The sequence below is a fragment of the Roseateles paludis genome (assembly GCF_039872745.1).
GTDB classification, from domain to species: domain Bacteria; phylum Pseudomonadota; class Gammaproteobacteria; order Burkholderiales; family Burkholderiaceae_C; genus Pelomonas; species Pelomonas paludis.
Map to the genome: position 1 here is coordinate 685,777 of NZ_JBDPZD010000001.1, position 25,743 is coordinate 711,519.

The 25,743-nt window shown below is 68.6% G+C and carries 30 protein-coding genes; 12 read left to right on the forward strand and 18 right to left on the reverse strand.

What is annotated here, in order from left to right:
• The first annotated feature begins 85 nt into the window (after positions 1-85).
• On the forward strand, positions 86-1,165 hold the full coding sequence (locus tag ABDJ85_RS03225; RefSeq protein ID WP_347703293.1) for a hypothetical protein: 1,080 nt from the start codon (positions 86-88) through the stop codon (positions 1,163-1,165).
• Between the two features lie 70 nt (positions 1,166-1,235).
• Here ABDJ85_RS03225 and ABDJ85_RS03230 read toward each other — a convergent pair whose 3' ends face one another.
• From ABDJ85_RS03230 to ABDJ85_RS03240, 3 genes are all read right to left on the reverse strand, one after another.
• Positions 1,236-1,754: a GNAT family N-acetyltransferase gene (locus ABDJ85_RS03230; protein WP_347703294.1), complete on the reverse strand. Its 519-nt coding sequence runs from the start codon at positions 1,752-1,754 to the stop codon at positions 1,236-1,238.
• Positions 1,755-1,840: 86 nt separating this feature from the next.
• Positions 1,841-2,482 carry a 3'-5' exonuclease gene (locus ABDJ85_RS03235; protein WP_347703295.1) on the reverse strand — a complete coding sequence of 214 codons (642 nt, stop codon included), beginning with the start codon at positions 2,480-2,482 and terminating at the stop codon, positions 1,841-1,843.
• Positions 2,482-2,805 carry a nucleotide pyrophosphohydrolase gene (locus ABDJ85_RS03240; protein ID WP_347703296.1) on the reverse strand — a complete coding sequence of 108 codons (324 nt, stop codon included), beginning with the start codon at positions 2,803-2,805 and terminating at the stop codon, positions 2,482-2,484. The genes ABDJ85_RS03235 and ABDJ85_RS03240 overlap by 1 nt, the downstream gene beginning before the upstream one ends.
• 384 nt (positions 2,806-3,189) lie before the next feature.
• Between ABDJ85_RS03240 and ABDJ85_RS03245 the strand changes: the two genes are divergently transcribed.
• Positions 3,190-4,398, forward strand: coding sequence for an SGNH/GDSL hydrolase family protein (locus tag ABDJ85_RS03245; protein ID WP_347703297.1), 1,209 nt, complete (start codon positions 3,190-3,192; stop codon positions 4,396-4,398).
• A gap of 28 nt (positions 4,399-4,426) precedes the next feature.
• Complete coding sequence (locus ABDJ85_RS03250; protein ID WP_347703298.1) at positions 4,427-5,092, forward strand: OmpW/AlkL family protein; 666 nt, start codon at positions 4,427-4,429, stop codon at positions 5,090-5,092.
• Positions 5,093-5,141: 49 nt separating this feature from the next.
• On the opposite strand, the gene queE is transcribed toward ABDJ85_RS03250, so the two are convergent.
• The 4 genes from queE to ABDJ85_RS03270 form a co-directional block, all read right to left on the reverse strand.
• On the reverse strand, positions 5,142-5,768 hold the full coding sequence (gene queE, locus ABDJ85_RS03255) for a 7-carboxy-7-deazaguanine synthase (RefSeq protein ID WP_347703299.1): 627 nt from the start codon (positions 5,766-5,768) through the stop codon (positions 5,142-5,144).
• A gap of 1 nt (position 5,769) precedes the next feature.
• Entirely contained in the window at positions 5,770-6,858 is a 1,089-nt protein-coding gene (locus ABDJ85_RS03260; RefSeq protein ID WP_347703300.1) for a 6-pyruvoyl trahydropterin synthase family protein, read from the reverse strand.
• 56 nt (positions 6,859-6,914) lie between these two features.
• On the reverse strand, positions 6,915-7,577 hold the full coding sequence (locus ABDJ85_RS03265) for a response regulator (protein ID WP_347703301.1): 663 nt from the start codon (positions 7,575-7,577) through the stop codon (positions 6,915-6,917).
• Between the two features lie 163 nt (positions 7,578-7,740).
• Positions 7,741-8,124 carry a SirB2 family protein gene (locus ABDJ85_RS03270; protein WP_347703302.1) on the reverse strand — a complete coding sequence of 128 codons (384 nt, stop codon included), beginning with the start codon at positions 8,122-8,124 and terminating at the stop codon, positions 7,741-7,743.
• 168 nt (positions 8,125-8,292) lie between these two features.
• On the opposite strand from ABDJ85_RS03270, the gene metX reads away from it, so the two are divergent.
• The 4 genes from metX (at position 8,293) to ABDJ85_RS03290 (ending at position 11,311) form a co-directional block, all read left to right on the forward strand.
• On the forward strand, positions 8,293-9,429 hold the full coding sequence (metX, locus tag ABDJ85_RS03275) for a homoserine O-succinyltransferase MetX (protein WP_347703303.1): 1,137 nt from the start codon (positions 8,293-8,295) through the stop codon (positions 9,427-9,429).
• Positions 9,426-10,001, forward strand: a complete 576-nt coding sequence (gene metW, locus ABDJ85_RS03280; protein ID WP_347703304.1) for a methionine biosynthesis protein MetW — start codon at positions 9,426-9,428, stop codon at positions 9,999-10,001. The genes metX and metW overlap by 4 nt, the downstream gene beginning before the upstream one ends.
• Positions 10,002-10,077: 76 nt before the next feature.
• Complete coding sequence (locus ABDJ85_RS03285; RefSeq protein WP_347703305.1) at positions 10,078-10,899, forward strand: type 2 periplasmic-binding domain-containing protein; 822 nt, start codon at positions 10,078-10,080, stop codon at positions 10,897-10,899.
• Positions 10,900-10,936: 37 nt separating this feature from the next.
• The gene (locus tag ABDJ85_RS03290; RefSeq protein ID WP_347703306.1) at positions 10,937-11,311 is read left to right on the forward strand and encodes a VOC family protein; all 375 of its coding nucleotides are present in this window, start codon (positions 10,937-10,939) and stop codon (positions 11,309-11,311) included.
• A 79-nt stretch (positions 11,312-11,390) separates the two neighbouring features.
• Here ABDJ85_RS03290 and ABDJ85_RS03295 read toward each other — a convergent pair whose 3' ends face one another.
• The gene (locus ABDJ85_RS03295; protein WP_347703307.1) at positions 11,391-11,591 is read right to left on the reverse strand and encodes a hypothetical protein; all 201 of its coding nucleotides are present in this window, start codon (positions 11,589-11,591) and stop codon (positions 11,391-11,393) included.
• A 174-nt stretch (positions 11,592-11,765) separates the two neighbouring features.
• Between ABDJ85_RS03295 and ABDJ85_RS03300 the strand changes: the two genes are divergently transcribed.
• The 3 genes from ABDJ85_RS03300 to ABDJ85_RS03310 are packed head-to-tail and all read left to right on the forward strand — an operon-like array spanning position 11,766 to position 13,522.
• Entirely contained in the window at positions 11,766-12,548 is a 783-nt protein-coding gene (locus ABDJ85_RS03300; protein WP_347703308.1) for a hypothetical protein, read from the forward strand.
• A 25-nt stretch (positions 12,549-12,573) separates the two neighbouring features.
• Positions 12,574-12,951, forward strand: a complete 378-nt coding sequence (locus ABDJ85_RS03305) for a VOC family protein (RefSeq protein ID WP_347703309.1) — start codon at positions 12,574-12,576, stop codon at positions 12,949-12,951.
• Positions 12,952-12,985: 34 nt separating this feature from the next.
• Positions 12,986-13,522: a DinB family protein gene (locus tag ABDJ85_RS03310; RefSeq protein WP_347703310.1), complete on the forward strand. Its 537-nt coding sequence runs from the start codon at positions 12,986-12,988 to the stop codon at positions 13,520-13,522.
• A gap of 3 nt (positions 13,523-13,525) precedes the next feature.
• Here the strand turns inward: ABDJ85_RS03310 and ABDJ85_RS03315 are convergent, their stop codons facing one another.
• The 5 genes from ABDJ85_RS03315 to ABDJ85_RS03335 are packed head-to-tail and all read right to left on the reverse strand — an operon-like array spanning position 13,526 to position 17,364.
• A complete protein-coding gene (locus ABDJ85_RS03315; RefSeq protein WP_347703311.1) occupies positions 13,526-14,446 on the reverse strand; it encodes a DUF3667 domain-containing protein in 921 nt (306 codons plus the stop codon).
• A complete protein-coding gene (locus ABDJ85_RS03320) occupies positions 14,443-16,005 on the reverse strand; it encodes a thioredoxin family protein (protein ID WP_347703312.1) in 1,563 nt (520 codons plus the stop codon). The genes ABDJ85_RS03315 and ABDJ85_RS03320 overlap by 4 nt, the downstream gene beginning before the upstream one ends.
• Before the next feature lie 59 nt (positions 16,006-16,064).
• The gene (locus ABDJ85_RS03325; RefSeq protein WP_347703313.1) at positions 16,065-16,412 is read right to left on the reverse strand and encodes a hypothetical protein; all 348 of its coding nucleotides are present in this window, start codon (positions 16,410-16,412) and stop codon (positions 16,065-16,067) included.
• Positions 16,409-16,969, reverse strand: coding sequence for an RNA polymerase sigma factor (locus ABDJ85_RS03330; RefSeq protein ID WP_347703314.1), 561 nt, complete (start codon positions 16,967-16,969; stop codon positions 16,409-16,411). Before ABDJ85_RS03330 ends, ABDJ85_RS03325 begins: the two co-directional genes overlap by 4 nt.
• Positions 16,966-17,364, reverse strand: a complete 399-nt coding sequence (locus ABDJ85_RS03335) for a DUF6249 domain-containing protein (protein WP_347703315.1) — start codon at positions 17,362-17,364, stop codon at positions 16,966-16,968. Before ABDJ85_RS03335 ends, ABDJ85_RS03330 begins: the two co-directional genes overlap by 4 nt.
• Before the next feature lie 360 nt (positions 17,365-17,724).
• Between ABDJ85_RS03335 and ABDJ85_RS03340 the strand changes: the two genes are divergently transcribed.
• Complete coding sequence (locus ABDJ85_RS03340; RefSeq protein ID WP_347703819.1) at positions 17,725-17,934, forward strand: hypothetical protein; 210 nt, start codon at positions 17,725-17,727, stop codon at positions 17,932-17,934.
• A gap of 94 nt (positions 17,935-18,028) precedes the next feature.
• Positions 18,029-18,376: an RNA-binding regulator gene (gene rbp, locus ABDJ85_RS03345; RefSeq protein ID WP_347703316.1), complete on the forward strand. Its 348-nt coding sequence runs from the start codon at positions 18,029-18,031 to the stop codon at positions 18,374-18,376.
• Between the two features lie 46 nt (positions 18,377-18,422).
• On the opposite strand, the gene ABDJ85_RS03350 is transcribed toward rbp, so the two are convergent.
• From ABDJ85_RS03350 to ABDJ85_RS03370, 5 genes are read right to left on the reverse strand one after another with little or no spacing between them, the layout of a single operon-like run.
• Complete coding sequence (locus ABDJ85_RS03350; protein ID WP_347703317.1) at positions 18,423-19,655, reverse strand: cytochrome P450; 1,233 nt, start codon at positions 19,653-19,655, stop codon at positions 18,423-18,425.
• 2 nt (positions 19,656-19,657) lie between these two features.
• Complete coding sequence (locus tag ABDJ85_RS03355; protein WP_347703318.1) at positions 19,658-20,635, reverse strand: Bug family tripartite tricarboxylate transporter substrate binding protein; 978 nt, start codon at positions 20,633-20,635, stop codon at positions 19,658-19,660.
• Positions 20,632-22,002, reverse strand: coding sequence for an alpha/beta fold hydrolase domain-containing protein (locus tag ABDJ85_RS03360; RefSeq protein ID WP_347703319.1), 1,371 nt, complete (start codon positions 22,000-22,002; stop codon positions 20,632-20,634). The genes ABDJ85_RS03355 and ABDJ85_RS03360 overlap by 4 nt, the downstream gene beginning before the upstream one ends.
• Positions 22,002-24,689: a TonB-dependent receptor plug domain-containing protein gene (locus ABDJ85_RS03365; RefSeq protein ID WP_347703320.1), complete on the reverse strand. Its 2,688-nt coding sequence runs from the start codon at positions 24,687-24,689 to the stop codon at positions 22,002-22,004. The genes ABDJ85_RS03360 and ABDJ85_RS03365 overlap by 1 nt, the downstream gene beginning before the upstream one ends.
• Before the next feature lie 11 nt (positions 24,690-24,700).
• The gene (locus tag ABDJ85_RS03370; protein ID WP_347703321.1) at positions 24,701-25,639 is read right to left on the reverse strand and encodes a PaaX family transcriptional regulator; all 939 of its coding nucleotides are present in this window, start codon (positions 25,637-25,639) and stop codon (positions 24,701-24,703) included.
• Positions 25,640-25,743: the final 104 nt, after the last annotated feature.

Here is a 25,743-nt window from a genome sequence, read left to right on the forward strand (position 1 = left end):
GCGATTTTTAAGTGGCTCACGCTATGAGCTACATGGCCGCGAGACTGTGCCACATCACAGCCCTCGTTGCTTCAGGAGTCTTGCCATGCAGATCGCTCACCCGACCACGTTCGCTCACCCAACTCAGGTGCACAGCAGCTCGGCCCAGTATGAGCTCGCCATCGATGCCGCACCGACGCCGACGGCCAGCCGTCACGAAGCCACCGGCCTGGCCCTGGGCCGCGACTACGCGCTCTATGGCATCACGCCGCCCATCGAGCACCTCTACGCCCAGTCGCCGCTGCAACGCGGCTGGATGGCGCAACGGGCACGCCGCCTGCCCTTGCTTGACGCCCACGCCTACACCGCCCAATGGCTGGCCCTGCGCACCCACGCCTGGGCCCGGGGCCGCGCCTTTGAGGACGTGCAACTCACGCCCAACTACCTGCAGCAGATCGACACCGACTACTGCCCCATCACCCGCGACCCGCTGGAGGCAGGCAGCCGCAGCATCGACCGCGTGCGTGACGACGCCGGCTATGCCGCAGGCAACCTGGTGGTGATGAGCGCCCTGGCCAATGCCGCCAAGGGCTCCCGCGATCACGCCGAGTTGATGGCCATGGCCCGCAGCTGCGAGCTGGGCCCCATCACCCACATCGGTGGCCTGAACGCCACTGAGTGGGAGCGCCTGGCGGTGCTGGCCAGCTATGTGACCGAGCTGCCGCACGAGGTGGCGGCCACGTTGCCGATGGTGGTGTTGCCACCCAACCGACTGCGCCTCTTCAACCCCATCCAGGCCTTGCAAGCCTTGATCACGCGGCAGCTCACGCGCCCGGGCTGGAGCGCCCGCCTAGCGCGGCTGGAAGCGCTGCTGCCGAGCGATGGCCTGCGCAGCGACTTCAATCGCCTGGTGCTGGCACTGGCCCCGCGCGTGCTGGAGGCCGTCAAACTCAGCACGCCCGAGCAGATCCGCTGGGCGCTGGAAGACGCCTGGCGCCAGAGCCTGGTGCAAAAGCGCTGGCAGCGCTGGGCGCTGCAACTGAGCGCCGAGCAGGCCGAACAGCTGGTGGCACGAGCCGCCGCCAAGGGCCTGGCCACCACCCATGTGCAATGCCACAGCAAGCAGCTGGCCACCGAGGGCTGGGCCCTGGCCGACCATGGCTACCAAGCGGAGATGGCAGCCTGACCTGCTGCTCGGCCACCCAGAAAGCACAAAGCGCCCCACAGGGCGCTTTGTTGTTGGGCCTGTAGGCCGCTCAGACCAGCGAGCGGAACAAGCGCATTTCTTCCAACGGTGCGCCGCCGACCTCTGCGGTGCGGGCGCTGCCCAGGTCACGCTTGAAGCCGGCCTTCTCGAAGAAGCTCATGGCCCTGTCGTTGCGCATATAGGTCCAGAGCGTGACCTTGGTGCAGCCTTCTTCCTGCAGACCGTCGCGCGCGGCGTCCCACAGGGCCAGGCCCACGCCCTTGTCCCAGTGAATGGGGTTGACGAACAAGGCCCAGATCTCGCCCGTGGTGGCCGGCGTGCCCTTGTCGCGCGAGCGGTCAAAGCCAACGAAGCCCATCACCTGGCCGTCGAGATGCGCCACCTGCACCTGCGGCTCGCACAGGTCGATGGCTTCGCGCCAGAAGGCTTGGCGCTTTTGCACCGAGAAGAGGTCAAGCGCGCTACGCGGGAGCAGGTCTTTGTAGGCGTCTTGGCTGGAGGCCACGTGGATCTCGGCGATGGCCTTGGCATCGCGCAAGGTGGCGGGGCGAACCTGGATCAGGGACATGGGAACGAAAGAGAAAGGCGGGACCGCGAAAGCGCGCGATTGTGGAGGGCATTCGAAAGATTCGCTGCTCTTGACAGGAGGAAATTTCAGGGTACTGACACCGTTGCCAGGTAGCTCTTGAGCCCACGCCTCAGCTCGCGCACGTTCACGCGCTGCAGGTGCGCCAGCAGGCCATGGTCCACCTCGGCGTGGCCCAGGTCCATCGCAAAGCGTCTCTCCACCTCCCGCTGGATGCGCAGCAACAGCTCGGCGGTGATGGCGGCATCAGCCAGCGCGCGGTGGGCACGGCCTTCCCATTCCAGACCCAGGAACTCGGCCATGCTGCCCAGGTTGTGACGCTGGGCCTCGGGCCACAGGCGGCGTGACAGCAGCACCGTGCAGGCGAACTCGTGCGCCGGGTCGGGCGTCAGGTCGGCCAGCTCCCACTCGGCCCGCCAGAAGCCCTGGTCGAACGAGGCGTTGTGCGCCACCAGCGGGCAGCCTGCCGTGAAGGCCGCCACCTCCTGCATCACCTGCCTGGAGGGCGGCGCCTCGGCCAGCATCTCGTTGCTGATGCCCGTCAGCTGGGTGATGAAGGGTGGCACCCAGGCGCCGCTTTGCATCAAGCTGGCATAGCGGTCCACGATGGCACCGCCGCGCACCAGCACAACGGCAATCTCGGTGGCCCGGCCACCACCACCCGGTGCCAGGCCCGTGGTCTCGAAGTCAACAACGGCAATGGTCTGCATCAAGCCTGGGGCGGTGGCGGGTATTTGCGGGCATTGAGCAGCAGCTTGCGCTCCACGGCGGCTTCCAGGTCGATGCCCGAGCGATCGGCCAGTTGCACCAGGTACATCAGCACATCGGCTACTTCCTCGCCCAGGTGCTGGTGGGCTTCGGGCTTGGAGGCAATGTCGGCCGCCTCTTCGGGCGTCAGCCACTGGAAGATTTCCTGCAGCTCGGCGGCTTCTACCGTCAAAGCCATGGCCAGGTTCTTCGGGTTTAGATAGCTCTCCCAATTTCGCTCGGCGGCAAAGCCTCGGAGCCGGGTTTGCAGTGCGTGAAGGTCCATGCCGGGAAGTGTCCCCTGACTTCAAAACAAGATTGAATATTTAAGTCTGGTGGCAGTAGTAGAGGGCAGCCTTGGCTGTGGACAAGGTCAAAAGTCTGAGTCCTGTCAGCCACTTGGCGTTCCTCAAAGTCTGTGTGCCGAGGCCTTGAAGTGGGGCGGACAAACCGACAACAACTTTGGAATCAAGCCGTTTGCTGTGGACAACCGGGGGCTTGTTCATGCGCCGTCCACAGGCTTGTCCCAGCCCGTCTTCAGCCTGTCAGCCAGTCGCGCCGACACCCACCCCGGGAGAAGTACGCACGGTTACCAGAAAGGCCGAGGCCTAGAGTCGGCTCCTCTCGCAGTTTTTGCTCTGGCTTTGCCCCGGGGCTATGGAGATCCATCATGAAACCTGTTCGTACCCGGCGCGCCGCTCTGGCGGCCACCAGTCTTGCCGCAGCCCTGCTGTTGGCCGCCTGCGGCGGCGGTGGCAGCGGCACGGCCGACACCACACCCCGCCTCAGCATCTCGTCCGTCAAGGTGTTTGGCGACAGCATCCAGGACAGTGGCACCTTTGGCTACAAGTTCACCGTCCAGACGCCCGACAACCTGATCTATGCCGAGCGCATCGCGGCCAACTACGGCCAGACCTTGTGCAATTTCTTCGTCTTCACCGGCACCACCTTCGCACCCAATAGCAAGGCCGGCTGCACGAACTTCGCCATCGGCGGCGGGCGCATCACCTACACGGGTGCAGGCGGCGCGGCCAACCCGCTCAACATCGGCACCCAGATGGCGACCTATGCCTCGGCGGGCGCTTTCTCGGCCTCGGACCTGGTCATCATCGATGGCGGCGGTAACGATGCGGCGGACCTGGTGACTGCCTACCTGAAGGCGAAGTTTGACCAGGCCGCCAGTTACTCGGCCCTGCTTGGCACCTTGCTTCAGCCCGCCCAGATCGGCGCTGCGCTGCAGGGCGGCGTGGCCAGCACTGGTGCCATTGGCGGCGACTACATGAAGGCCCTGGCCGGCAAGTTCTACGGCCAGATCAAGACCTCGGTGCTCGACAAGGGTGCCACGCATGTGGTGTTGCTCAACATGCCCGGCATTACCAACACGCCACGCTTTCAGATGGTGCTCGACGGCATCAAGGCTGCCACCGTGTCGGGCGCCAAGGCACAGGGTGCCAGTGACACCGCTGCAGAGGCGGCCGGAGCCAAGGCGCGTGACGACTCGGAGATGCTCTTCAAGAGCTGGATCACCGCCTTCAACGCCGAGCTGGCCGGCAAGGTCGGTGGGGATGATCGTGTCGTGCTGGTGGACTTCTATACCGCCTTCAACGATCAGGTCACCATGCCGGCGCAGTTCGGCCTCAGCAATGTCAAGACACCGGCCTGCCCCATCGTCGGTGTGGGCAGCGACAGCTTGCCGACCTATGACTTCCCCAGCTGCACCGGCACGGCGCTCTCGGCAGCACCCCAGGCCGGCGCCAGCGGCGGTGCCGACTGGTGGAAGAGCTATGCCTTCTCCGACGGCTTCCACCCCACGCCCTATGGCCACCAGCTCACCCAGCAGCTGATCGCCAAGGCGCTGGCCGTGCGCGGCTGGCTGTGATGTCCCGCCGTCTTCACAGGAGTCCCTCATGAACACCAAACTTCTCGTCGCCGCGAGCCTGCTGGGCGCTGCTGGCCTCGCGCAGGCTCAGCAAGCCGGCAGCGTCATCATCTCGCTCGGCGGTGCGCAGATCACGCCCCACGTGGACAGCGCCGACCTCACCGCCCCCAGCCTCGTCGGCACCAAGATCGACGTCCGCAAGGCCAGCCAGGTGACCGGTGGCATCACCTACTTCCTGAGCGACGCGATCTCCATTGAGATCCCGCTGGCACCGCCCTTCAAGCACGAGGTCGTCGGCGCCGGGGCGATCCAGGGCGTCGGGGTGCTGGGCACCGTCAAGGCCTTGCCGGCCACCGCGATTGCGCAGTACCGCTTCGGCACCAGCCAGAGCTTGGTGCGGCCCTTTGTCGGCGCGGGCGTGACCTATGCGCACTTCTCGCACTCGCGTGCCACGGGCACGCTGTCCGGCATCACCGGCGGCACCCCGGCCAAGCCCACCACCTTGTCGATGAAGAGCGGCTTTGGGCCCACGCTGCAGATCGGCGCCAGCGCCAATCTGACGGACCGCATCTCCGTCGAGGCCGGCATCACCAAGACCTATCTGCGCACCACCGGCAGCCTCTCCACCGGCCAGACCATCGAGACCACGCTCGACCCGACCTCGTTGAAGGTCTGCATCGGCTATCGGTTCTGATCTCGCCTGCAAGCCAGACCCAGGGAGCCCGCGTGGCTCCCTTTTTGTTTCAGGCGATGCCGACGACCTTGTGCATCTGCACCGACAGCCGCCACTGCGGGTGTGCCATGCAATAGGCCACGGCGGCGCGCGTGTGCTCGCGCTGCAGCACCGAGTCCATCGGCTGCAGGAAGAAGTGCTGGAAGTCGAGGCCGGCAAAGCGCTCCGGCAGCGCCAGGGGCTGTGGATAGACGAGCTTGAGCTCGTGCCCGCTCGTCAGCACCAGAGGTGCATCGGCCTTGGGGCTGACGCAGATCCAGTCCAGCCCCGGCGGGGCAGCCTGCGTGCCATTGGTCTCCACCGCCACCTCAAAGCCGCGCGCATGCAGCGCGTCGATCAAGGGTGCGTCGAGCTGCAGCAGTGGCTCGCCGCCGGTGCAGACCACATAGGGCCGCCCCCCGCCTGGCCAAGCTGCTGCGATGGCCTCGGCCAGTGCGTCGGCCGTGGCGAACTTGCCGCCGCCCACACCATCGGTGCCGATGAAGTCGGTGTCGCAAAACTGGCAGACCGCACTCGCACGGTCGGCCTCGCGGCCGCTCCAGAGATTGCAGCCCGCAAAGCGGCAGAACACCGCTGCGCGGCCCGCCTGCGCGCCCTCGCCCTGCAGTGTGTAGAAGAGTTCTTTGACTGAATACATCTCAGACCGGAATCAGTTCCTCGCAGTCCGCGCGGCTCACGATGGCCCCGCAGCCGCGTGTCTCGTAGAGGTCGACCCGGTCGATCTCGGGCAGCACCTCGCCGCCATGGCGCAGCACCCAGCTGGCGATGGAGGCGATGTCGCCATCGGGCAGGTCGGCAATCTCGTAGAGCGGATGGTGATCGAGCGCCTTGAAGAGCGGGTCAAAGCGCGTCTTCACATCACCAAAGTCCACCGTCCAGCCCTGCACCGCGTCGAGCGGCGCGGCCAGGTGCAGGCGCAGCGTGTAGGTGTGCCCATGCAGGGCCGCCAGCCGGTGGCCGGCCGGGGCCTGGCGCAGGCGCACCGCGCTGTCCAGGGTCATTTCCTTCCAGATCCGGTAGTCGCGGCCGTTGAAGTTGGCGCCGCTGGAGCCCGTCTCGTAGACCGTCACCCAGGACAGCTCGGGCAGCACCGGCTTGAGCCGCGCCCACAGCCAGCTGCTGATGATCTCGCTGGTCGGGTTCTCAAGGCCCGGGATCTCGTTCAGGCAGCGGTAGTTGAGCTCGAAGTGCAGCGGTGCCCAGAGCGCGTCGAGGTGGTCGTAGTCGATGGCCAGGTCGCGCTCGCCCAGGTCGCTGTTGGCATGCAGGATGACCTCGAAGCCATGCCCGTGCATGCGCCCACACTTGTGGCCAGCCGGCACGTTGGGCAGCTGGTGCGCGGCCTGGAAGCGGTAGCGCCGCCACACATGCGCATGGCCGGCGTTGTCGAGGTCCACGCCGCTGTGGGTGGTGCTTTGGATGCCGATCTGCCGCACGTCGTCAAGCGCCAGGCGCTCACGCAGCCAGCGCGCCAGGTTCTCGTCCGTGGGGTTGGTGAGCAGGTCGTTCAGGTAGGCGTGGTCGAGCGGCGCCAGCACCGCTTGCAGCCGTTCGCGCAGGGTCTCGACCTCGGCGCCACGAAACTCGGCAGCGGCCTGCTGGGTGCGCAGCGTGGCGAAATAGCTGTGGCCATGCAGGCCATGGCTGCGGTGCCCGGCGGGCAGGCTGGGGATGCGGCAGGCGGACTCAAAGCCGGCCGAGGCGCAGTACAGGACGTCGAGGGACATGGTGGGCCCGGATTGTCCGTCGGGCCGTGCGCGGAGTTGTGCGCCCCGCTGTGGGCTCAGCCCATGCGCAGGTCGGTGGCGCGGCGGTTGCGGCGGGCGGCAGCCAGGCGCAGGTGCTTGAGCGACTCCACGCGCTTGAGCAGCTCGCGGTCCACCCAGGGCTTCTTGAAGATGCCGAACACGCCCTCGATCTGGCCCACGCGGCCATGCAGCTCGTCGTGGCCAGTGATGGCGATGATGGGCAGGTCTTCGGTGGCCAGGCCGCCGTGCAGGTCGGCAATCAGCTCGAAGCCGTCCTTGTTGGGCATTTCCAGGTCGGTGATCAGCACCGCCACCTCGGGCCGGGCCTCGATGGCGGCCGAGGCCTCGACGCCGTCGTTCACCGCCAGCACCTCATAGCCATTGGCCTCCAGCAGGCGCTTGAGCTTGGTGCGCACCACGGCCGAGTCGTCGGCCACCACCACCACCGACGGGCCGGGCGGCGGCACGATAGGCGCCGGCGGCGGGGGCGGCGCCATGGGCGTGGGCGCGGTGACCAGGGGGCTGGCCATGCCGAAGTCGGGCAGCGGCGGGATCTCGCGCTTGATGCCCAGCTGCTCGGGCGTGGGCCGGGGCGGCAGCGGGCGACGGGTGGCGCGTGGCGGCTCGGGGCGGCGGTAGTCGTCGCGCTTGAGCGCCGCAATGATCACGATCACCGCCAGCGGGATCGCGATCAGCACGGGCATCAGGTACGCGCCCAAAAGTTCTTGAAGGTTCTGCAGAAACATCCGGTTGTCCCGAAAGAGCACCGATGAAGCGGGCCGAGTCCGTCAGCCTATCACCGGCACCCGGGGTCTGGCATGCCCGCGTCAACCCGCAGCCTCAGGGCTGCCGTCAATTGCGTCACAGTCCCGGCAGGGCTTCGCGGGTCAGCGACACCGCCATCAGGTAGGCCAGCGACACCAGGCCCGCTCCGTAGGCCCAGGGGTGGAAGCGCTCGCCCGCCATGGCCCGGTAGGCGCTCACAGCAAAGGCCAGCAGCCCCAGCAGCTTGGCCGCCATCCAGGCGTCGGTCAGCGGGTCGTAGTGGCGCAGGCCCCAGAGGCTCAGGCCCGTCACGCCCAGCAGCACATAGAGCCCGAACACCAGGAGCTTGATGCGGCTGTCCATCGCCCACTCGCGCCCGAACTGGAAGGCCGCCACCCCACGCAGCACAAAGAGCGCCACCGCGCCCCAGGCCAGCAGGCCGTGGATGCGCGCCATTTCGTAGATGAACGAGTAGCTCATGGGCGGGAGTTTAGGGAAGCGCTGGGTGAGTGCTGGGCTAGACTTCCGCCCGACAAGCGCCGATTTGTTCCCGATTGCGGGCGCTCAAGAAATGCCGCTAAACCGGACGTCCCCCCGATCACCGGCGTCCCGTTCCAGCGGTGCCGGTGTTGTTTTTTCGGAGCCAGGATGACGGGCCGAAGCGTGGGCGATGTGTCGCCCGAGGATCTGCAGTTTGACGAGCCTTTGCAGCTGCGCAGCGGCGCCAGCCTGGGCCCCTATGCGCTGCGCATCGAGACCTATGGCCAGTTGAACAGCTCGCGCAGCAATGCCGTGCTGGTCTGCCACGCGCTCAATGCCAGCCACCACGTGGCCGGCACCTATGCGGGCCAGGCCAAGAATGAAGGCTGGTGGGACAACCTCGTCGGCCCCGGCAAGCCGCTCGATACCGACCGCTTCTTCGTCATCGGCGTCAACAACCTCGGCTCCTGCTTCGGCTCCACCGGGCCCATGCACGTCAACCCGGCCACGGGGCGCATCTGGGGCGCGGACTTCCCGGTGGTGACCGTGCACGACTGGGTCGATGCCCAGGTGCGCGTGCTCGACCGCCTCGGCATCACGCGCCTGGCGGCCGTGCTGGGCGGCAGTTTGGGCGGCATGCAGGCGCTGGACTGGGCGCTGCGCTACCCCGAGCGGCTCGATCACTGCATCGCCATCGCCACCGCGCCCAATCTCTCGGCGCAGAACATCGCCTTCAACGAGGTGGCGCGCCGCGCCATCGTCACCGACCCCGACTTCCACGGCGGCCACTTCTACGAGCACGGCGTGGTGCCGAAGCGCGGCCTGCGCGTGGCACGCATGATCGGCCACATCACCTACCTGAGTGACGACGTGATGGCCGAGAAGTTCGGGCGCGAGCTGAAGACCGGCCAGCTCGGCTACAGCACCCAGGACATCGAGTTCCAGATCGAGAGCTATCTGCGCTACCAGGGCGACAAGTTCAGCGACTACTTCGACGCCAACACCTATCTGCTCATCACCCGCGCGCTCGACTACTTCGACCCCGCGCGCGAGCACGGCGGCGACCTCTCCGCCGCCTTCGCCTCGGCCCGCGCCAAGTTCCTGCTGGCCAGCTTCACGACGGACTGGCGCTTCTCGCCCGCGCGCTCGCGCGAGATCGTCAAGGCTCTGGTCGACAACCGGCTCGATGTCTCCTACGCCGAGATCGACGCGCCCCACGGCCACGACGCCTTCTTGCTGGACGACCCGCGCTACCACGGCGTGCTGCGGGCCTACTTCGAGCGCATCGCTGGAGGTCTGACGTGAGCACCTTGCACGCCATTGCCGACCTCGTCCCCTTTGGTGCCCGCGTGCTCGACCTGGGCTGCGGCACCGGCGAGCTGCTGGAGCACCTGATCCGCCACAAGGGCTGCACCGGCTACGGCATCGAGCTCGACGACGCCAATGTGCTGGCCTGCGCGCGGCGCGGCGTCAACGTCATCCAGCTCAACCTCGAAGAGGGCCTGTCCATCTTTGCTGACCAGAGCTTTGATGTGGTGCTGCAGCTGGAGACCCTCCAGCACCTGCGCAACACCGAGGCCATGCTGCACGAGACCGTGCGCGTGGGTCGCACAGGCATCGTCAGCTTCCCCAACTTCGCGCACTGGCCCAACCGGCTGCAGGTGCTGGCCGGGCGCATGCCCGTCACGCGCACCCTGCCCTATGAGTGGTACGACACGCCCAATATCCGTGTCGGCACCTTTGCCGACTTCGAGATCCTGGCGCGCAAGAACCAGTTGCGGCTGCTCGACAGCTTTGGCCTGCAGGACGGCCGCGTCGTGCGCTGGCAGCCCAACCTGATGGCCAGCATGGCCGTGTTCAAGCTCGAGCGCGGTTGACCCGCACCTTGCCCGGCCACAGGGCCACAATCGCCGCCTTGCGCACCCGCCTGACGCAGGTCGCGCACGGAGCACCATGACACGGTCGCCAGCCCACCTCAAAACTTTGCTGTGCCTAGGCCTGGCCTTGCTGGCTGGGGCCGGCCATGCGGCCTGCAGCCGCGTGCTCGACACCCCTGTCGCGCCCACGGGCCGTGCCGTCGTCGTCGAGGGCGACGAGGTGTCCGGCGTCTACCCCGGCCTGCTGCGCGCGGCGCAGGCGGCGGCGGGTTGCCAGTTCGGCTTCCGCGTCGTGCCCCGGGCGCGGCAGTTCTACTTGTTCTTCGACGTGCAGGAGTCGGACGCCTTCGTCCCCGCCACCCGCAAGGCCGAGCGCGAGGCGCAGGCCCAGTTCGTGCCCATCGTGCGCCAGGTGCCCCACATGGCCACCCTGCGTGCCCGCCCCGACCTGCCGGCCGACCTGGATGGCCTGCGCCGCCATCCCACGGCCCGCCTCGTCACCGTGCGCACCTACTCCTGGGGTGACGAGTACGACGAGTTCGTGCGCAGCCTTGAAGCCCAGCGCCGGATCGAGGTCGTGGGCGACCTGCCCACCGTGCTCACCTTGCTCAAGCGCGGCCGGGCTGACTTCACCATCCTGCCCGCCACCTTGATCTACAGCGTTGCGCCCCGGCCCGAGGACGCGCTGGTCTACCGCCCCATCGCCGGCATGGCGCCCATCGAAGTGGGCGTCTACCTGTCCCGTGCGCGCATCCCGCGCGCCGAACGTGACGAGATCGCGCGGGCCGTGGCCGAGACCATCCGCCAGGGCGAGCTGCTCAAGCAGTTCCGCCAGCACTACCCCGAGTCGGTGCTGCGTATCGATCTACAGTCCGCCGCCGGCCCTAAATCGCACTGAATCCAGCGCGCTCCGGCCCTCTTCTTCAGGAGTTTTCATGATCGGCTACACCACCGTCGGCACCAACGACCTGCCCCGCGCCACCGCCTTCTACGACGCCGTGCTGGGCCTGCTGGGCGCCCACCGCACCATGACCTTCGATCGCGGCTACGCCTGGGGTGTGAGCATGGACAAGCCGGGCTTTGGCCTGCTCACCCCGTTCAACGGCCAGCCCGCCACCGTGGGCAACGGCACGATGATCGCGCTGGCCTGCGACACGCCCGAGCGCGTCCAGGCTGTCTACAGCAAGGCCCTCGAACTGGGCGGCACCGACGAAGGGGCGCCCGGCCAGCGTGGCGGCCCTTTCTATGCCGCCTACTTCCGCGATCTGGACGGCAACAAGCTCAACGCTTTCTGCATGCTCAAGGGCTGAGTTCAGGGCTGAGCGGACTGAAGCTGAAATGAAAAACGGGCCGCACGAAGCGGCCCGTTTCGCTTGGCACTACTGGCGCTCAGTCCGCCGCGTGGGCCTTTTTCTTCACGTGCTTCTTGCCGTGCTTGCCGGTCTTCTTGTGCGCCTTCTTGGCGGCTTGCAGGCTGGGTGCGTGGCCGCTGGCCGATGTACCGGCCGCATGGTGGCTGCGAGCCTGCGCAGGCGACACCAAGCCAGCCAGGGCCAGGGTCAGGGCCGCGGCGATCAAGGGGGTCTTCATGGGCGGGTCCTCCTTAGGGTGTGTCAGGCTGCCAGCCTAGCACCGCCAGCCTGAGCGCAAGCCGTCGCGCCTGCTGCGGGTGTGATGCTCGTCAAATGTGGGCTGGCGGCCGGCCGGCAGCTGTTGCAGCATCCGGCGCGATCCCCCCCCCGACCCACCACTTCGAGGCGCGCCATGCCCATCACGCTCGACGCCACATCCAAAGCCATTGCCATCGCCTCCGCCGCGATCGCCGTGTTCGCGGCCTGGAAGGCCCTGCCCCTCGACGAGAGGCTCAAGGAGCTGAACATCCAGCTCGCGGACACCGATCGACGCCTCAAGGAGGCCGAGGCCCGGCTCAAGGAGACCGAGTCCGGCCGCAAGCTCAGCTTCGACCTCTACCAGGAGGTGCGCAAAATCCTCGAGCGCAAGGACAAGACCGCCAAGGACGAAGAGGCCCTGCGCGTGCTCATCGAGTCTCTGGCCGAAGACCCCTTCCGCTACAAGCTGCTCAGCGTGCTGGCCGTCAGCGCCACCGCGCCGGAAGTCAAGCGCTCGGCCAGCGAAAGCTCCAAGTTCTACGAGGTGCAGGCCCAACTGGCACAGCAGAACGCGGCGCCGCCACCAGCGGCTGCAACCAAGGCCGCCGGCACCGCCAGCACCGCGATCGGCAGCATGGACATCGACGTCTTCTACTGCGCCGCCAAGCAGGCCAGCTCCGAGCCCCTCGCCCGCAAGCTGCTCCAGCTGCAGCAGCCCGGCGAGACCGGCCGCTGGCGGCTGCGCTTCCTGCCCGACAGCGTCAACCAGCAGCCGGGCTATGGCATCACCGCCAACGAGATCCGCTACAACGCGCCGCTCGAGACGGAGGCTGCCAAACTCCTGGCCCAGCGCATCAGCGACGCCGGCGTGCAGACCACCCTGCGCGAATCGATGCAGCTGACCAAGTGGTACATCAGCGTTTTTGTCTGCCAGTGATGGCAGCCTCTTCAGGAGCGAGTGCATGAAACGCGTGACCGGCATCGGCGGCATCTTCTTCAAGGCCCGCGACCCCCAAGCCCTCGCCGCCTGGTACCGGCAGCACCTGGGCTTGGCGGTCGAGGACTGGGGCGGCGTCGCCTTCAAATGGGCCGACGACAGCCCCAGCGGCACCACGATCTGGAGCCCCTTCAAGGACGACACCGGCTACTTCGCGCCCAGCACCGCACCCTTCATGATCAACTTCCGCGTTGCCGACCTGCACGCCCTGCTGGCCGCGCTGCGCGCCGAAGGCTGCCAGGTGCTGGAGAAGGTGGACGAATCCGAGTACGGCAAGTTCGGCTGGGTGATCGACCCCGAGGGCAACAAGCTCGAACTCTGGGAGCCCCCAGCAGGCAGCTGATGCCGCCCTCATCGTCAAGCGCCCAGACCCATCCATGAGCCCACAGCAGATCGCCCTGTTTGCCGACTACAACCGCTGGATGAACGAGCGCCTCTACGAGGCTGCGGCCGGCCTGACTGAAGCCGAGCTGGCGGCCGACCGGGGCGCCTTCTTTGGCTCCATCCTTGGCACACTCAACCACATCGCCGTGGCCGACACCGTCTGGATGCAGCGCTTCGCCGCCCATCCGCCCGGCTTTGCCAGCCTGGTCGAGATGGCTGGCCTGCCCAGCCCCCGCTCACTGCGCGAGCCCATGGCGCCCGACTTTGCCGGCCTGCGCGCCTACCGCGCCCGGCTCGACGCCCTGGTGCTGCGCTGGGCCGATGAGCTCAGCCCCGACCACCTGGCCGGCTCCTTCAGCTTTGCCCGGATGTCGGGCGAACGCATGACGCTGCGGCTCGGCGATGTGCTGCTGCACTTCTTCAACCACCAGACCCACCATCGAGGCCAGGTCAGCACCTTGCTGTCACAGCTCGGCATCGACATCGGCGTCACCGACCTGCTCGTCAAGCTGCCGGCCGTGGACGCCTGAGCCTCAGCCCACGCTCAAGGCCCCAGCAATGGCCACGCCCGTGTAGCCCACGGCGGCCAGCGCGCAGTGCAGCAGCGCCAGCGGGATGGCCCGCAGGGTGGTGCCGAGCCAGGACGCGCCATAGACCTTGCGCAGCGCCAGCCAGGCGTAGGCGCTGGCCCAGAGCATGACGACGGCGGGTGCGTAGCCCCAGGGCGTCAGCACCAGGGCGGTGAGCATCAGGTACCAGGCGGCATGCAGATGCAGCGCAAACACGAAGTGCGCGCCATAGGCCGTGCGGCGGTAGAACAGCTTGAGCAGCCCGGCAAAGAAGGGCAGCGAAGCCAGCACCGCATAGGGCGCCCAGGCCAGCAGGGTGGAGATGGTGCTGCGGGCGGCGCCGTCGGCGTCACGCTGCCAACGCGCGATGGCGCGGCGGGCGCGGTCCTGCAGGAAGCCGGGGAGCGCGTCCGCCACGTCGCTCGACACCTGGAAGTTCACGGCCTTGTTGGCGGAGGACAGGCCGAGGTTGACGCCTGAAGCGGGCGCGCTGGCGGCATCACTGGCTGCAGCGGCGGCGGTGGCAACCGTGGGCTTGGCCGTGCCCTCCACCGAGACGCCGGCTGGCACTAGCTTGAGCGTGAAGAAGAACAACAAGCCCAGCGTCAGCAGCAGGCGCAGGGGCAGCACATAGCGTTGCTTGCGGCCGGCCAGGTACTCGCGCGTCAGGTAGCCGGGCCGGAACATCAGCCCGGCCAGGCTCTTCCACAGCGCGCCCTCGGCGGCCACGTAGTGGGCCACGAACTCGTGGACGAACTCGAACAGCGTGGGCGGGTGGTTGGCCGTGTCCTGGCCGCAGTGGCGGCAGAAGCGGTCGTGGGGGTCGAGGTCCTGGGCGCAGTTGGGGCAGTGCGAGGGGGCGAGGTGGTGCGTGGCTGAACTCATGTCTTAAGCAACTTGCCGCAAGCCGCACGCGCCTTGGTCTCGGCGGCGTCGAGCTTGCCGCACACGCCGTCGAGCTGGGTCTTGAGGCGGCTGATCACGGCGGCCTTGCTGCCGTCCTTGTTCCAGGTTTGCAGCTGGGTGGCCACGCGGGCCAGCGAGCGTTCGCTGCGCTCATAAAAGGCGCTGGGATCTCCGGCCGCTTCGGTGAAGAGCTGGCTGGCGGCCTTCTCGATGCGGGTGGCGTCCTCGGGCGCCAGCTCCACCAGCGCAGTGAAGTAACCGGCGCCCCATTGCAGGCGCGTGGCCGGGCCCTCGCTCTTGTTGAAGGCTTCTTCGTACCAGCGCAGGGCCTCGGCCTTCTGGCCTTGCTTGCGCGCATTGCCACCCAGCTGGCTCATCAGGTAGTAGGGCGAGTGGCTGCGCGCCAGCGCGGCCTTGAGCAGCTCGTCGCTGTCCTTCCACAGGCCCGCGCGGGTCAGCAGGTAGGCGGCGCTGGTGACCACGGCCTGGCGCTCGTAGCCGTCCGTGATCTCGCGGTGCGCACGCTGGGCGGCGTCGCGGCTTTCCTGCTGCAACGCAGCGGGCAGTTTGGGGTTGAGCTCGGTCTTGGGCGCGTCGATGCGGGCCAGCTCCACGCGGGCCATCAGGGCACCCAGGCGGTCGGCGCGCGAGAGCGAGCGGTCCATCTCCAGGCGCTTGAGCGCGGGTTCGAAATCGGCCACCAGGGCCTGGCGCGCCGGCCCGGCCTCGGGCGCCAGGTTGCGCACCAGGTCGGGCGCTTCGTTGACCAGCACGTCCATCATGGCGTGGCTTTGCGCCGGGCTGGCCAGCACCGCGCGCACGCGCGCCAGCAGGGCGGCATCGGGCTTGAGGGCCGAGCCCTCGGTGGCCAGGGCCTTGAGCGTCAGGCGCAACGCTGTCTCGGCATCACCGCCCTCAGCGGCCTTGGCCAAGCGTGCGAGCACCGCTGCCTTGTCCTTGGCCGCGATCAGTTGCTGGTGATCGGTCTCCCAGCTGTAAAAGGCCAGCAGACGCCACTCATTGGCCGTGAGCTTCTTGCCTCCTTGAGCATCGGCCAGCACCGCCTGGATCGGCCGCCCGCCGGCCAGGCCCAGTTGCAACAGCTTGATGACCTGGGGCGCGTCCGCCTCGCCGGGCAGCCGCGTGATCTCCTGGCCCGCCGGGCTGAAGAGGATCAGCGTCGGGTAGCCACTCACCTTGAAGCGCTCGCCCAGTTTTTGCGCGCCCGGCGCGTCGCCATCCAGCCCCACGGCCACGAAGGCCTTGGACTGCTCGATGAAGTCCGCGCGGTTGAACAGCGTGGCCTTGAGCTGGTTGCAGGGCGGGCACCACTTGGCACCCCAGTACAGCAGCACGGGCTTTTTCTCGGCCTTGGCCTGGGCAAACTGGCGGTCCATGTCGGCATCGCCCGTCACCGTCACCCAAGCCACCGAGGCGGTGCTTGCGGGCGCGGCGGCCTGGGCCGGCAGGCCGGACAGGCCGAGGGACATCGAAACCAGCAGGGCTGCTGCACAGCGGCTCAAGACGGGGTGGCGCATGGGGAACTTCTACGTGGGCACAAGGCCGCAATTCTGGCGTGGCCGGCGCGTGAATCTCCTCAGCTTCCACTCCACCGACTCGGGATCGACCAAAACACCACCAGGCCCAGCAGGCAGGCGCCCGCCAGCGCGCGGGCCGGGTCGGCCTGCAGGGTGGGGCTCGCAAACACGGCCGAGAGGCCGGCGGCGGCGGTGCTGGTGGCCGACCACTGCGCGATGCGCAGCCAGCGGCCCAGCGCGGGCGGCGGGGCAAAGCGGCGGGGTGTCTGGGTGGGCAGGGCGGCCATCACGCGCAGGCTGAAGCCGGCATCCAGCGGCTCGGGCTCGGCGTGGAGCTGCGTGCGCAGCAGGGCGTCGAAGGCGTCCGGCATGGGGTCGGGGCTGTGGTTGTGCTGGAGATCGGTCATGGCGTGGGCTCCCAGGCGCGGAGCTGCTCGCGCAATTTTGCTTTGGCGCGCAGCAAATGGGTCTTGAGGGTGCCAAGCGGCCAGCCCAGCACCTGGGCGGCCTCGGTGTGGCTGAGGTCGGCCTCGTAGCAAAGCAGCAGGGCGTGGCGCTGGGCGTCGCTCAGGGTGGCGAGGGCCTGGTCCAGGTCCATCCGCCAGTCGGCACCGGGCGCAAAGTCGCTGTGCGCGCCCAGCTCGGGGGGCGGCTCGTCCATGGCCGCGAGTGTCGGCAGCGGCGGGCGCTCGGCCGAGAGCGCCGAGTAGGCCAGCCGCGTCAGCCAGGTGCGAAAGCGCGCCTCGCCCCGAAAGCCCGGCAGCGCCCGCCAGGCGCGGATGAAGGCCTCCTGCGCCAGGTCGTCGGCGCGGCCCTGGTCGCCCTTGCAGACGCGGCACAGCAGCTTGCGCAGATAGCCCTGGTGGGCCTGCACGAGGGCAGCAAAGGCCGTGCGGTCACCGGCCGCTGCGCGGCTGACCAGCAGGCGCTCCTCCGCAGGCACGGCGGCAGCGGGCGGGCTCACAGGCGCGGGTCAGGTTGCTTGCGCACCACGGCCCAGATCACCACGAAGCCGACGCCCAGGAAGAGCGGAATCAGCCCGATGGCCCACAGCCACTGGCCCGGCATCATGGCAGCGAACATGCCCATCAGCCCGAAGCCGATGCCGATGTTGATGACGCCCGGCACCAGGATGCGGTTGGGGTTGTTGGCCTCGCGCTTGGGGGCGATTTCAGCGTCCTGCACGGCAGACAGCAGCTCGGGCGGGATGGGCTGCCCGGCCCGGGCCAGCTCACGGATGGTCTCGTGCCGCTGGCGCTCGCTGTTGGCCTTGCCCAGGTAGTGCGCCACGATGGCGACGATGGGGATGAACAGGGCCAGGATGGGGATGAGCAGCGGGGTGATGTAGGGCTGAAACATGGGTCGCTCCGGTCAGGAAGTGGTCAATGGTGCTTCCTTGGAGCGCCGCCCCCCGCCGTTTGGATTCAGCCCGCCGCAAAAAGGCCGATGGGCCCGCAAATCGGCCGCCATACAAAACCAAAAATAATGTTGAAGCCGGCCAAAATATCCAAAACCCTATAATTGGGGCTTCGGGACCGCATCTGCCGGCCCAACGCAACCCAGCTTGCGTGGCAGACCTCGCCATTGCCGTCCGAGTCGCGCGACGCCCGTCGCCCTTTTGGCTTGCAGAGCTGCAGCCAACCGAGCCCTTTTTGCTCAAGCTGGCGTGGTCCACGCCGGTGACCCTGATTGATCACGATTTCCAACACCGCCATTTCCATGGGCAAGTACGTCGTCTCGCCCGCGACACACCCGACGCATTGCGGCCGCTTCCGCGCCTCCTTTGCAATCCAGCGCGCCCAAGGCAACGGCAGCTACTGCCGGGTCTTCAGGTTTGACACGACGTTTGCGTCGCGCGATGCCGCCAAGCTGTTTGCCGTCACCCAAGGCTGGCTGCAAAGCAGCATGCCCCAGCCCTCCGCGTGCTGACCCTGCTGCGCACAGCAGACCCCAACCTGCACCCCCCTTGTTCACACACGCGTGCATCACGACGATGCGCGCTGATTCACTGAAAGGCTCCACCATGAGCAGCAAGATCTACGTGGGCAACCTGCCCTATTCCGTCACCGACGCCAGCCTCAAGAGCAACTTCGCCGAGTTTGGCGGCGTGTCCTCCGCCAAGGTCATGATGGACCGCGACAGCGGCCAGTCCAAGGGCTTCGGCTTTGTCGAGATGACGACCGCCGAGGCGGCCCAGGCGGCGATCACGGCCCTGCACGGCATGTCGGTCGATGGCCGCACCATCGTCGTGAGCCTGGCCCGGCCGCGCGAGGACCGTGTCGCGCCGGGGGCCTACAGCCCCACGGGCTACCGCGCCACCAGCCGCCGCGATGTCGGCTACGGCACGGACGGCTACGGCGGACGCAGCTGAAGCCAGCAGCGGCGCCTAAGGAAACCGGCCTTTCAAGCCGGTTTTTTTACGCCCGCGCGGTCGCGTCCATGGGTGCGGCCCGCACCCGCAGCGGCACCGAGGTCGTCCCCCACTCTGCCCACCGCGCCATCTTCACGGGCCCAGCCAGTTCGCAGTGCTCGGCGCGCATCACGAACTCTTCGAGCGCGATGCCGAGCATCAGGCGCGCCAGCGGGATGCCGGCGCACTGGTGGATGCCACGACCGAAGGCGATGTGCTTGTTGATGTTGGGGCGGTTGAGGATGAAGCGGTCGCCGTCGGGGAAGACGGATTCGTCGCGATTGGCCGAGGCGTAGATGAGGGCGATGGGCTCGCCGGTGCGGATGGTCTGGCCGTGCAGGACGACGTCCTCCTTGGCCGTGCGCGACATGCCGCGGTAGGGCGTGAAGAGGCGCAGGTACTCCTCCAGCGCGGCGGGGATGAGGCTGGGGTCGGCGCGCAGCTGCTGGTGCAGCGCGGGGTCGCCGGCCAGGTGGGCAAACATGGTGCCGATGAAGACGGCCGGCGCCACCATGCCGGTGACGAGCAGCTGGCGCACACAGCCCAGCACCATCTCGGGCGGCAGGGGCTGGCCGTTCGGGCGTGCGGCGAGCAGGGCGGTGGTGAGGTCTTCGGCCGGGTCCATGGGCTCGGCCTCGCGCTGGGCGATGACGCTGCGCGCGATGTCGTAGAGCCGCATGCTGTACTGCTTCACCACCTCGTCGTCGACGTCCATGATGGCGGTGACATAGATCTTGGTGACCTCGCGGATGGTCATGGCCAGTTCGCGGGGCAGGTTGAAGAACTCGGCAAACACATAGGCCGGGATGCGGTGCGCGAAGTCGAGCGCGATGTCGGTCTCGCCGCTATCGATCAGGGGCTGCAGCAGGGCCACGGTGTCGCGGCGGATCAGCGGCTCCAGCCGCGCCATCTTGGGCTTGGAGAAGAAGCGGTTGATGACCTCGCGGTAGTCGGTGTGCTCGGGCGGGTCCAGGTGCAGGGGTGGGCGCCGGCCGGTGAAGGCGAACTTGGGCACCACGTTCTGCACGCTGGTGGTGTAGCGCGGGTCGCTGAGCAGGGCCGAGACGTCGGCATGCCGGGTCAGCGCCCAGAAGCCGCCCCACTGCTGGCTGCGCGCCACCGGGCAGCGCTGGCGCAGGTCGGCATAGATGGCGTGGGCGCTGCTGAAGTCTTCCTCGGCGCGGGGGTCGAAGTCGTGGGCGGCGCGGCGGTCAACGCCGTCAGTGGACTCGGTGCTCATGCTCAGCTCTCCACGGTGATGCGCTCTTGCTGGACGATGCGGCCCATGGCCTGGTACTCGTCGTGCAGGCGCTTGATGACGGCCTCGCGCGGCATGGCCAGGGCTTCGACGAAGAAGCGGTCCAGCGCCTTGGCATAGGCCGGCTGCGTGGCGGCCTCGGTGATGGTGGCGGCCACGCGCTCGATGCGCTCGGGCGCCATGCCGGGCGGGCCCATGATCACGCTCCAGTCGCTGGCGACCACGCCCTCGAAGCCGCTCTCGACGAGCGTGGGCACCTCGGGCAGGAAGCGCGTGCGGCGCAGGCCCGAGGTGGCGAGGATGCGCACGCGGCCTTCGCGCTGGGCGCGCAGCAGCAGGTCACTGATGGAGACGATGGCCAGCGGCACCTGGTCGCCGATCAGCTCCTGCAGCGCCTGGCCGCCGCCGCGGTAGGGCGTGTGCACCAGGGGCACGCCGCTGCGGCGCACGATCTGCGCGCCCAGCACATGGGCCATGGTGCCCACGCCGGCCGTGGCGTAGGGGGCGAGCGAGGGGTCGCGCCGCGCGGCGTCGAGGGCTTCCTTGACGGTGCGCGCGCCGCTGCGGCTCGACGTCACCAGGGCCATGTCCAGGGTGCTCACGGCGCCCAGGGGCGTGAGGTCCTTGAACACGTCGAAGGGCGGCTTGCGGTGCGTGTGCGGCAGCACGGTCAGCACGGTGGCCGGGGTCGAGAGCAAGGTGGTGCCGTCGGGCGTGGCGGCCTTGACGGTCTGCACCGACAGCACGCCGCCGGCACCGGCACGGTTCTCGACGATGACGGACTGCGCAAAGCCCTTGGCGCGCAGCGTGTCGGCCAGGGTGCGGGCGATGAAGTCGCCGGTGCCGCCGGCCTGGAAGCCCACCACCAGGCGAGCCTGGGCGGGGATTTGTGCATGCAGCGAGGGGCAGGCAGCAGCGGTGGCCAGCGCGAGGGCATGGCGGCGGTTCAGTTTCAAACTCACGGGGACGACTTTCGAATCGGGGCGTTACAGCGGTCGCTGCGCTGGTTCCAGCAAGGGCGCAGCAAGGGGGCGGGGTGATGGTCCACAAAGGCGGGGCTGGGCACACCGCTGCTCCGTGCACGGGCATTGAGCGCGGCGGCGTCGGCCTGCCAAGGCTGGCCGGCGATGCGGGCTTCCAGGGTCTGCAGGGCGGCCAGCACCTCACCGGGCTCGAAGCCGCAGTGGCCCAGGCGCCGCACGTGGGCTGTGCGCACCTGCTCGCCCTGGCCGGCGGCCTGGGCCGCTTGTGCGTAGGCGGTGCTGAACTCGGTCAGGGTCAGCGGGTCGGCCGTGGTCTGCAGGGTCAGCAGCGGCTTGGGCGGATGGGCAGTAGGCACGTAGTGGCGCTGCATATAGGCCACGGCGGCAGGGTCGGCGGTGGTGCGGGGTGCGGCGGCGAGCAGGGCGAGGTCGTCGTCCAGCTTGTGGCCGGCGCGCTCGTAGATGGCGCGCAGCAGGTTCTCGCGGCCACTGCGGCGCACGAGGTCGGCGTAGTCCACGCCCTCGTTCCACGAGAAGTTGCCGCCGGCGCGCTGCTCCTGGTCGTCGCGCGGCAGCAGGGACGCAGGGGCGAAGGCCTGCGCCAGCGCGGCGGCCTGGGCGTCGATGTCGTCCAGCGCGGGCGGTGGGCTCTTGGCATCGGCCCAGGCGGGGGCTTGGGCCAGGGTGGCGGCTAGGGCCAGGCGGGCGCGACCCTGGGGCGTTTGGCGCGCGCTGGCCACGGCCTGCAACCAGGCCTGGCGCTGCTGGCGGCCAGCGTCACCGGCGGCGTGCAATCGCGTGGGCAGGCCCAGCTCGGGTTGCAAGGTGGCAAAGGCCCAGGTGGCGTCAAAGGCCTGGTTCATCATCGCCAGGGTGCCGGCGACGGAGCCGCAGATCAAGAGCCCGCCGTCAAAGCGCGCGGGGTGCTGCTCCACGAGTTGCGTGCTGACCAGCGCGCCCATCGAGGTGCCGATGGCGAGGGTGCGCTTGGGTTGGCCGTGCTGCTTGATGAAGGCGTCGAGCGCCTCCAGCTGCTCGGGCACCACCTGCTCCAGCGCCCAGCCGGGGCGTGAGGCGGTGATGCCCATCAGCGCATAGCCCTGGGCCAGCAGGGCGGTGCGCTCCTCGCCATGGCTGGTGCGCGGCGCGCCCAGGGTGGCCGAGTAGCCGCTGCTGTAGACCAACAGGGGCCCGCGCTGCCACTGCGCCGGCCGCTCGAAGCGGTAGACGGCGCCGCTGGGCAGCCGGCCTTCATCGACCTGCACGCCATCAGTGGTCTGAGCCTGGATTTCTGCCGCCCACGCGCCCAGACTCAGCAAAGCAGCAAGAAGCAGCCGGGTGCGCATCACCAGCGTCCGTTGATGCCGACCGACACCATGCGCCCGATGGCGCTGGCCGTCTGCGGGTCGAAGGCCAGATTGCCGTTCTGCACATAGGGCGGCTGCTTGTCGCTGAGGTTGACGACCGAGAGCGTCAGCGCCGCGTCCTTGATGTGCTCCTTGGGCAGCCAGCTCGCGAGCGACAGGCGAGCGTTCAGGTCCAGCGTGGTCAGCGCCGCGACCTGGGGCCGCGTGGCCAGCGAGGCGTTGGTGTAGGCATTGGCGTGGTTGGCAAAGAGGCTGACGCTGGCGAGCGCGTCCATCGCCCAGCCCAGCTCCAGCCGGCCCCGCAGGCGCAGCGGGTTGTTGAGCGTGTTGAGCAGGCCGCCCACCATCGGCGTGGTGGGGGTGAACTGCTGCTCGTACTTGCTCAGGTAGGTGGCCGTGAAGCCGCCGGTGAGCTGGCCGATGGGGCTGGGGGTCACGTAGCGCAGTGCCAGGTCCATGCCGGTCTGGCGCACGGCACCAGCGTTCTGGCGCCGGCCATCGACGATGAACTTGATGGTGTTCAGGCTCTCGGCCTGCGAGCCCGAGTAGACCGGGTTGGCTTTGGCGGCGTCGAGCTGGGCCGCCGTAGGCGCGCGGTTGACGTAGGCGGCCAGCTCGGGGCGCTGCAGCACGGTCACGTCGTTGCCGGGCGTGAGGATGCGGTTGCGGTAGTCGATGTCGAACCAGTCCAGCGAGGCGGTGAGGCCCCGCAGCGAGGTCGGCTTGAAGCTGAGGCCAAAGGTCTTGATGGTGGCCGTCTCGGGCTTGAGGCCCGAGGGGTTGCCGCCCAGGTAGAGCAAGCCGCGCAGCGAGGTGGTCCCGTTGGCATCGACGCGGTCCACCACGTTGACGACGCCTTGCACGGGGTCGATGTCGCCCATGGTGGGCGCGCGGAAAGCGCGGCTGTAGGTGCTGCGCACTTCGAGCCCGTCGTGCGGCACCCAGCTCAGGCCCACCTTCGGGGTCTTGGCGGAGCCGAAGTCACTGTAGTGCTCGACGCGGCCAGCCAGGGCCATGTCGAGCCGCTGCACCAGCGGCACCTGCATGCCGGCCGACACCAGCGGCACGTTCAGCTCGGCAAACACGCCCTGCACCTTGCGCTCGGGGTTGGAGGCGGCGTTGTCCACGCTGCGCGTGGTGGCGGTGGTGGGCGTGGTGGTGTTGTTGATGACGAAGTAGGGCAGCTTGTCCTGGTGTGACTGCAGGCCCACGGCGGCACGCACGGTGCCGGCCGGCACGCTGAAGAGCGGGCCATCGGCGCGCGCCGCGAAGTCCAGCATCGAGAACTTGGCGTTGCGGTCCTGGTAGCCGATGAGGCCGGCGATGGTGGCCGGGTTGTTGCACTTGAAGGCCGCGCCGTCGCAGAAGAGATTGAGCGAGGTGGCGGCGTTGGTATCGGCCAGCGCGGTGTTGACCGCGTTGTTGTTGACGATGTCGATCAGGTTGCGGTTCTGCGTGGTGCTGTGGGCCACGTGGAAGTTGCCCCTCCAGCGCGCAGGCAGGTCAAAGTCCAGCACGGCGGCAAACTGCTGCGAGCGCTCGAAGCCGATGGACTTGGCTGCGCCGGTGTCGCCATAGAACGAGTAGTTGATGACTTCCGAGGTGCCGCCCGCCACCGGCGTGACGAAGAAGGGGTTGGTCGCGCGCACCGTGTAGTTGCCGGAGACGGCGCTGATGCTGCGATCGAACCGGCGCTGGCTCCAGAAGCCCTCTAGCGTCAGCGTGACGCTGTCGTTCAGCTCCTGCACGACATTGAACACGCCGCCGTTGCGCTCCTGCGCGGGCAGCACGCTCACACCTTGGTGGGCGCTTTGCTTGTTGGCCGTGCCGGCCACCAGGCGCGAGGCGGCCAGGCCAATGCCGTTCTGGCCGGCGGGTATGGCGTAGCGCGTGCTGCCGATCTGCACATTGCCCGGCGCCGCGTTGAAGCCGCGCAGGTCAGGCCCGCCCCAGGGGCGCAAGTCGTCGGTGAAGAAGGGGCGGCTCGTCGCGTTGAGCTCGCTGCGGCTGTTGCCGTCCAGGGCCAGCATGGCGCTGCCGCCGGTCCACTGCGACCCCACGATCAGGCCGGCTTGCTTCTGGTGCATGCCGTCGGCGCTGCCGTAGCGCAGCATGGCCTCGGCCCCGCTGAAGTTGCGCCGCAGCCGCAGGTTGACCACGCCACCCACGGCGTCGGAGCCATAGGTGGCCGAGGCGCCGTCGGTCACCACTTCCAGGCGTTCGACGGCGAGCGCGGGGATGCTGGAGGGGTCGGTGTACTGCCCGGCCACGCCGCCGGGGGCGATGCGCCGGCCCGAGACCAGCACCAGGGTCGATTCGGGCCCGAGGCCGCGCAGGTTGATGCCTGAGCCGGCCGTGACGTTCTGGTTGGCGTTCTGCGTGGTGCTGAGGTGGGTGTCGCTGGCACCGAGGTTGGCGATCTGCGGCAGGTCGCGCAGCAGGTCCACCACGGTGGCGGCGGGAGAGCGTTCAAGGTCCGTCCGCGAGAGGCTCACGACCGGCGAGCCGACGGTGCGTGTGCCGCGGATCAGGGTGCCGGTGACGACCACGGCGTCCATCTGCTGCGGCTGCTCCTGGGCCAGCGCGGGGGCTGCTGACAAGAGCGCCACGCAAGCGGCGGCAATGGCGCTTGAGCGCCCGGGCGTGAGGGATGCGGAAGGCTTCAACGGGGTCTCCTCTATCGGTGCTTGGGGGGGCAGGGTGGGGATGGGGGCCGGGGTTCGGCGTAGCTGCTCTGGCGGTGGCGCAGATGGGGCGCGATCTCGGGGCGCACGCTGGCCACGAGGCGGCGCAGTTGCTCAGCGGCGGGCGGGCCGAGGTGGTCGTAGGCCTCGATGAAGAGCGCGCGGGCTTGCTCGCGCGGGAAGTTGGCCGGCAGCAGCTCGGTGGGCAGCAGGGGGTCGTTGCGCACGGCGCTGCGCCAGGCGTCCATCAGCTGGGTGCGGCGGACCAGGGCATCGCTGGTGGGCACCCGGCCCTCGCGGGCGCGCTTGACCAGCGGGGCGTACTGTTCGATGAACGCCGTGTAGTGGCTTGCGACGGTGTCGAGGTCGTAGGCCTCCAGCGGGTTGCGCCCGCCAAAGCCGGCCTCGTGCCGCGCGCACAGCACCGTGACCTGCAGGGGCTCGGGCGCGCCGAGCGAATCGAGCACTTCGCGCGCTGTCTGCACCCCAGCCGCACCCGGCCGTAGCCAGGCGGCGTCATAGAACCGCGCAAAGCGCGCCGCCAGCAGCCGGGTGCGCAGCTGGGCCCGCAGCTCGCGCTGGGCCTCGGGCACCGAGGCCAGCACCAGCGTCCACTGGCCGTCCCAGGGGGCGGGCTGGGTGTCGGTGCCCAGCAGGCGCGCAAAGCGCTCCTGGTGGTGGGCCAGCGCCCAGTCGCTCAGGCGGTAGAGCACCGCGCGGCCCAGCATGTCGCGCATCAGGAAGCCGTGGCCGGCCACGCGCTCCAGCGCCAGCCGCGCCGCCATGTCCGAGATGCCGAACTCCGCCAGCACACGCGTGAAGACGCCGGCCGGGATCGGCCCGCCAGCGTCGGCCCAGGTGTAGTCGCCCAGCAGCGTCCGGACGAGGGACTGGGTGCCGTTGGTCTCGCGATTGCGCGTCGGGGTGCTCATCAATAGCCTCGAAAGTGGTTCACAGACTGAACGATATTGCGCGATCTCGCATCCAGACAAACGCTAGGAATGACGGTCGCACAGGCAAACGTATATTTGGCCGC

Coding starts and splice junctions, on each gene's coding strand:
- ABDJ85_RS03370 (WP_347703321.1), bottom strand. CDS start 25,639: ATGAGCACCCCGACGCGCAATCGCGAGACCAACGGCACCCAGTCCCTC.
- rbp (WP_347703316.1), top strand. CDS start 18,029: ATGAGCAGCAAGATCTACGTGGGCAACCTGCCCTATTCCGTCACCGAC.
- ABDJ85_RS03325 (WP_347703313.1), bottom strand. CDS start 16,412: ATGACCGATCTCCAGCACAACCACAGCCCCGACCCCATGCCGGACGCC.
- ABDJ85_RS03235 (WP_347703295.1), bottom strand. CDS start 2,482: ATGCAGACCATTGCCGTTGTTGACTTCGAGACCACGGGCCTGGCACCG.
- ABDJ85_RS03300 (WP_347703308.1), top strand. CDS start 11,766: ATGCCCATCACGCTCGACGCCACATCCAAAGCCATTGCCATCGCCTCC.
- ABDJ85_RS03310 (WP_347703310.1), top strand. CDS start 12,986: ATGAGCCCACAGCAGATCGCCCTGTTTGCCGACTACAACCGCTGGATG.
- ABDJ85_RS03285 (WP_347703305.1), top strand. CDS start 10,078: ATGACACGGTCGCCAGCCCACCTCAAAACTTTGCTGTGCCTAGGCCTG.
- queE (WP_347703299.1), bottom strand. CDS start 5,768: ATGTATTCAGTCAAAGAACTCTTCTACACACTGCAGGGCGAGGGCGCG.
- ABDJ85_RS03240 (WP_347703296.1), bottom strand. CDS start 2,805: ATGGACCTTCACGCACTGCAAACCCGGCTCCGAGGCTTTGCCGCCGAG.
- ABDJ85_RS03245 (WP_347703297.1), top strand. CDS start 3,190: ATGAAACCTGTTCGTACCCGGCGCGCCGCTCTGGCGGCCACCAGTCTT.
- metX (WP_347703303.1), top strand. CDS start 8,293: ATGACGGGCCGAAGCGTGGGCGATGTGTCGCCCGAGGATCTGCAGTTT.
- ABDJ85_RS03315 (WP_347703311.1), bottom strand. CDS start 14,446: ATGAGTTCAGCCACGCACCACCTCGCCCCCTCGCACTGCCCCAACTGC.
- ABDJ85_RS03335 (WP_347703315.1), bottom strand. CDS start 17,364: ATGTTTCAGCCCTACATCACCCCGCTGCTCATCCCCATCCTGGCCCTG.
- ABDJ85_RS03290 (WP_347703306.1), top strand. CDS start 10,937: ATGATCGGCTACACCACCGTCGGCACCAACGACCTGCCCCGCGCCACC.
- ABDJ85_RS03270 (WP_347703302.1), bottom strand. CDS start 8,124: ATGAGCTACTCGTTCATCTACGAAATGGCGCGCATCCACGGCCTGCTG.
- ABDJ85_RS03340 (WP_347703819.1), top strand. CDS start 17,725: ATGGGCAAGTACGTCGTCTCGCCCGCGACACACCCGACGCATTGCGGC.
- ABDJ85_RS03225 (WP_347703293.1), top strand. CDS start 86: ATGCAGATCGCTCACCCGACCACGTTCGCTCACCCAACTCAGGTGCAC.
- ABDJ85_RS03260 (WP_347703300.1), bottom strand. CDS start 6,858: ATGTCCCTCGACGTCCTGTACTGCGCCTCGGCCGGCTTTGAGTCCGCC.
- ABDJ85_RS03230 (WP_347703294.1), bottom strand. CDS start 1,754: ATGTCCCTGATCCAGGTTCGCCCCGCCACCTTGCGCGATGCCAAGGCC.
- ABDJ85_RS03360 (WP_347703319.1), bottom strand. CDS start 22,002: ATGCGCACCCGGCTGCTTCTTGCTGCTTTGCTGAGTCTGGGCGCGTGG.
- ABDJ85_RS03295 (WP_347703307.1), bottom strand. CDS start 11,591: ATGAAGACCCCCTTGATCGCCGCGGCCCTGACCCTGGCCCTGGCTGGC.
- ABDJ85_RS03305 (WP_347703309.1), top strand. CDS start 12,574: ATGAAACGCGTGACCGGCATCGGCGGCATCTTCTTCAAGGCCCGCGAC.
- ABDJ85_RS03350 (WP_347703317.1), bottom strand. CDS start 19,655: ATGAGCACCGAGTCCACTGACGGCGTTGACCGCCGCGCCGCCCACGAC.
- ABDJ85_RS03320 (WP_347703312.1), bottom strand. CDS start 16,005: ATGCGCCACCCCGTCTTGAGCCGCTGTGCAGCAGCCCTGCTGGTTTCG.
- ABDJ85_RS03250 (WP_347703298.1), top strand. CDS start 4,427: ATGAACACCAAACTTCTCGTCGCCGCGAGCCTGCTGGGCGCTGCTGGC.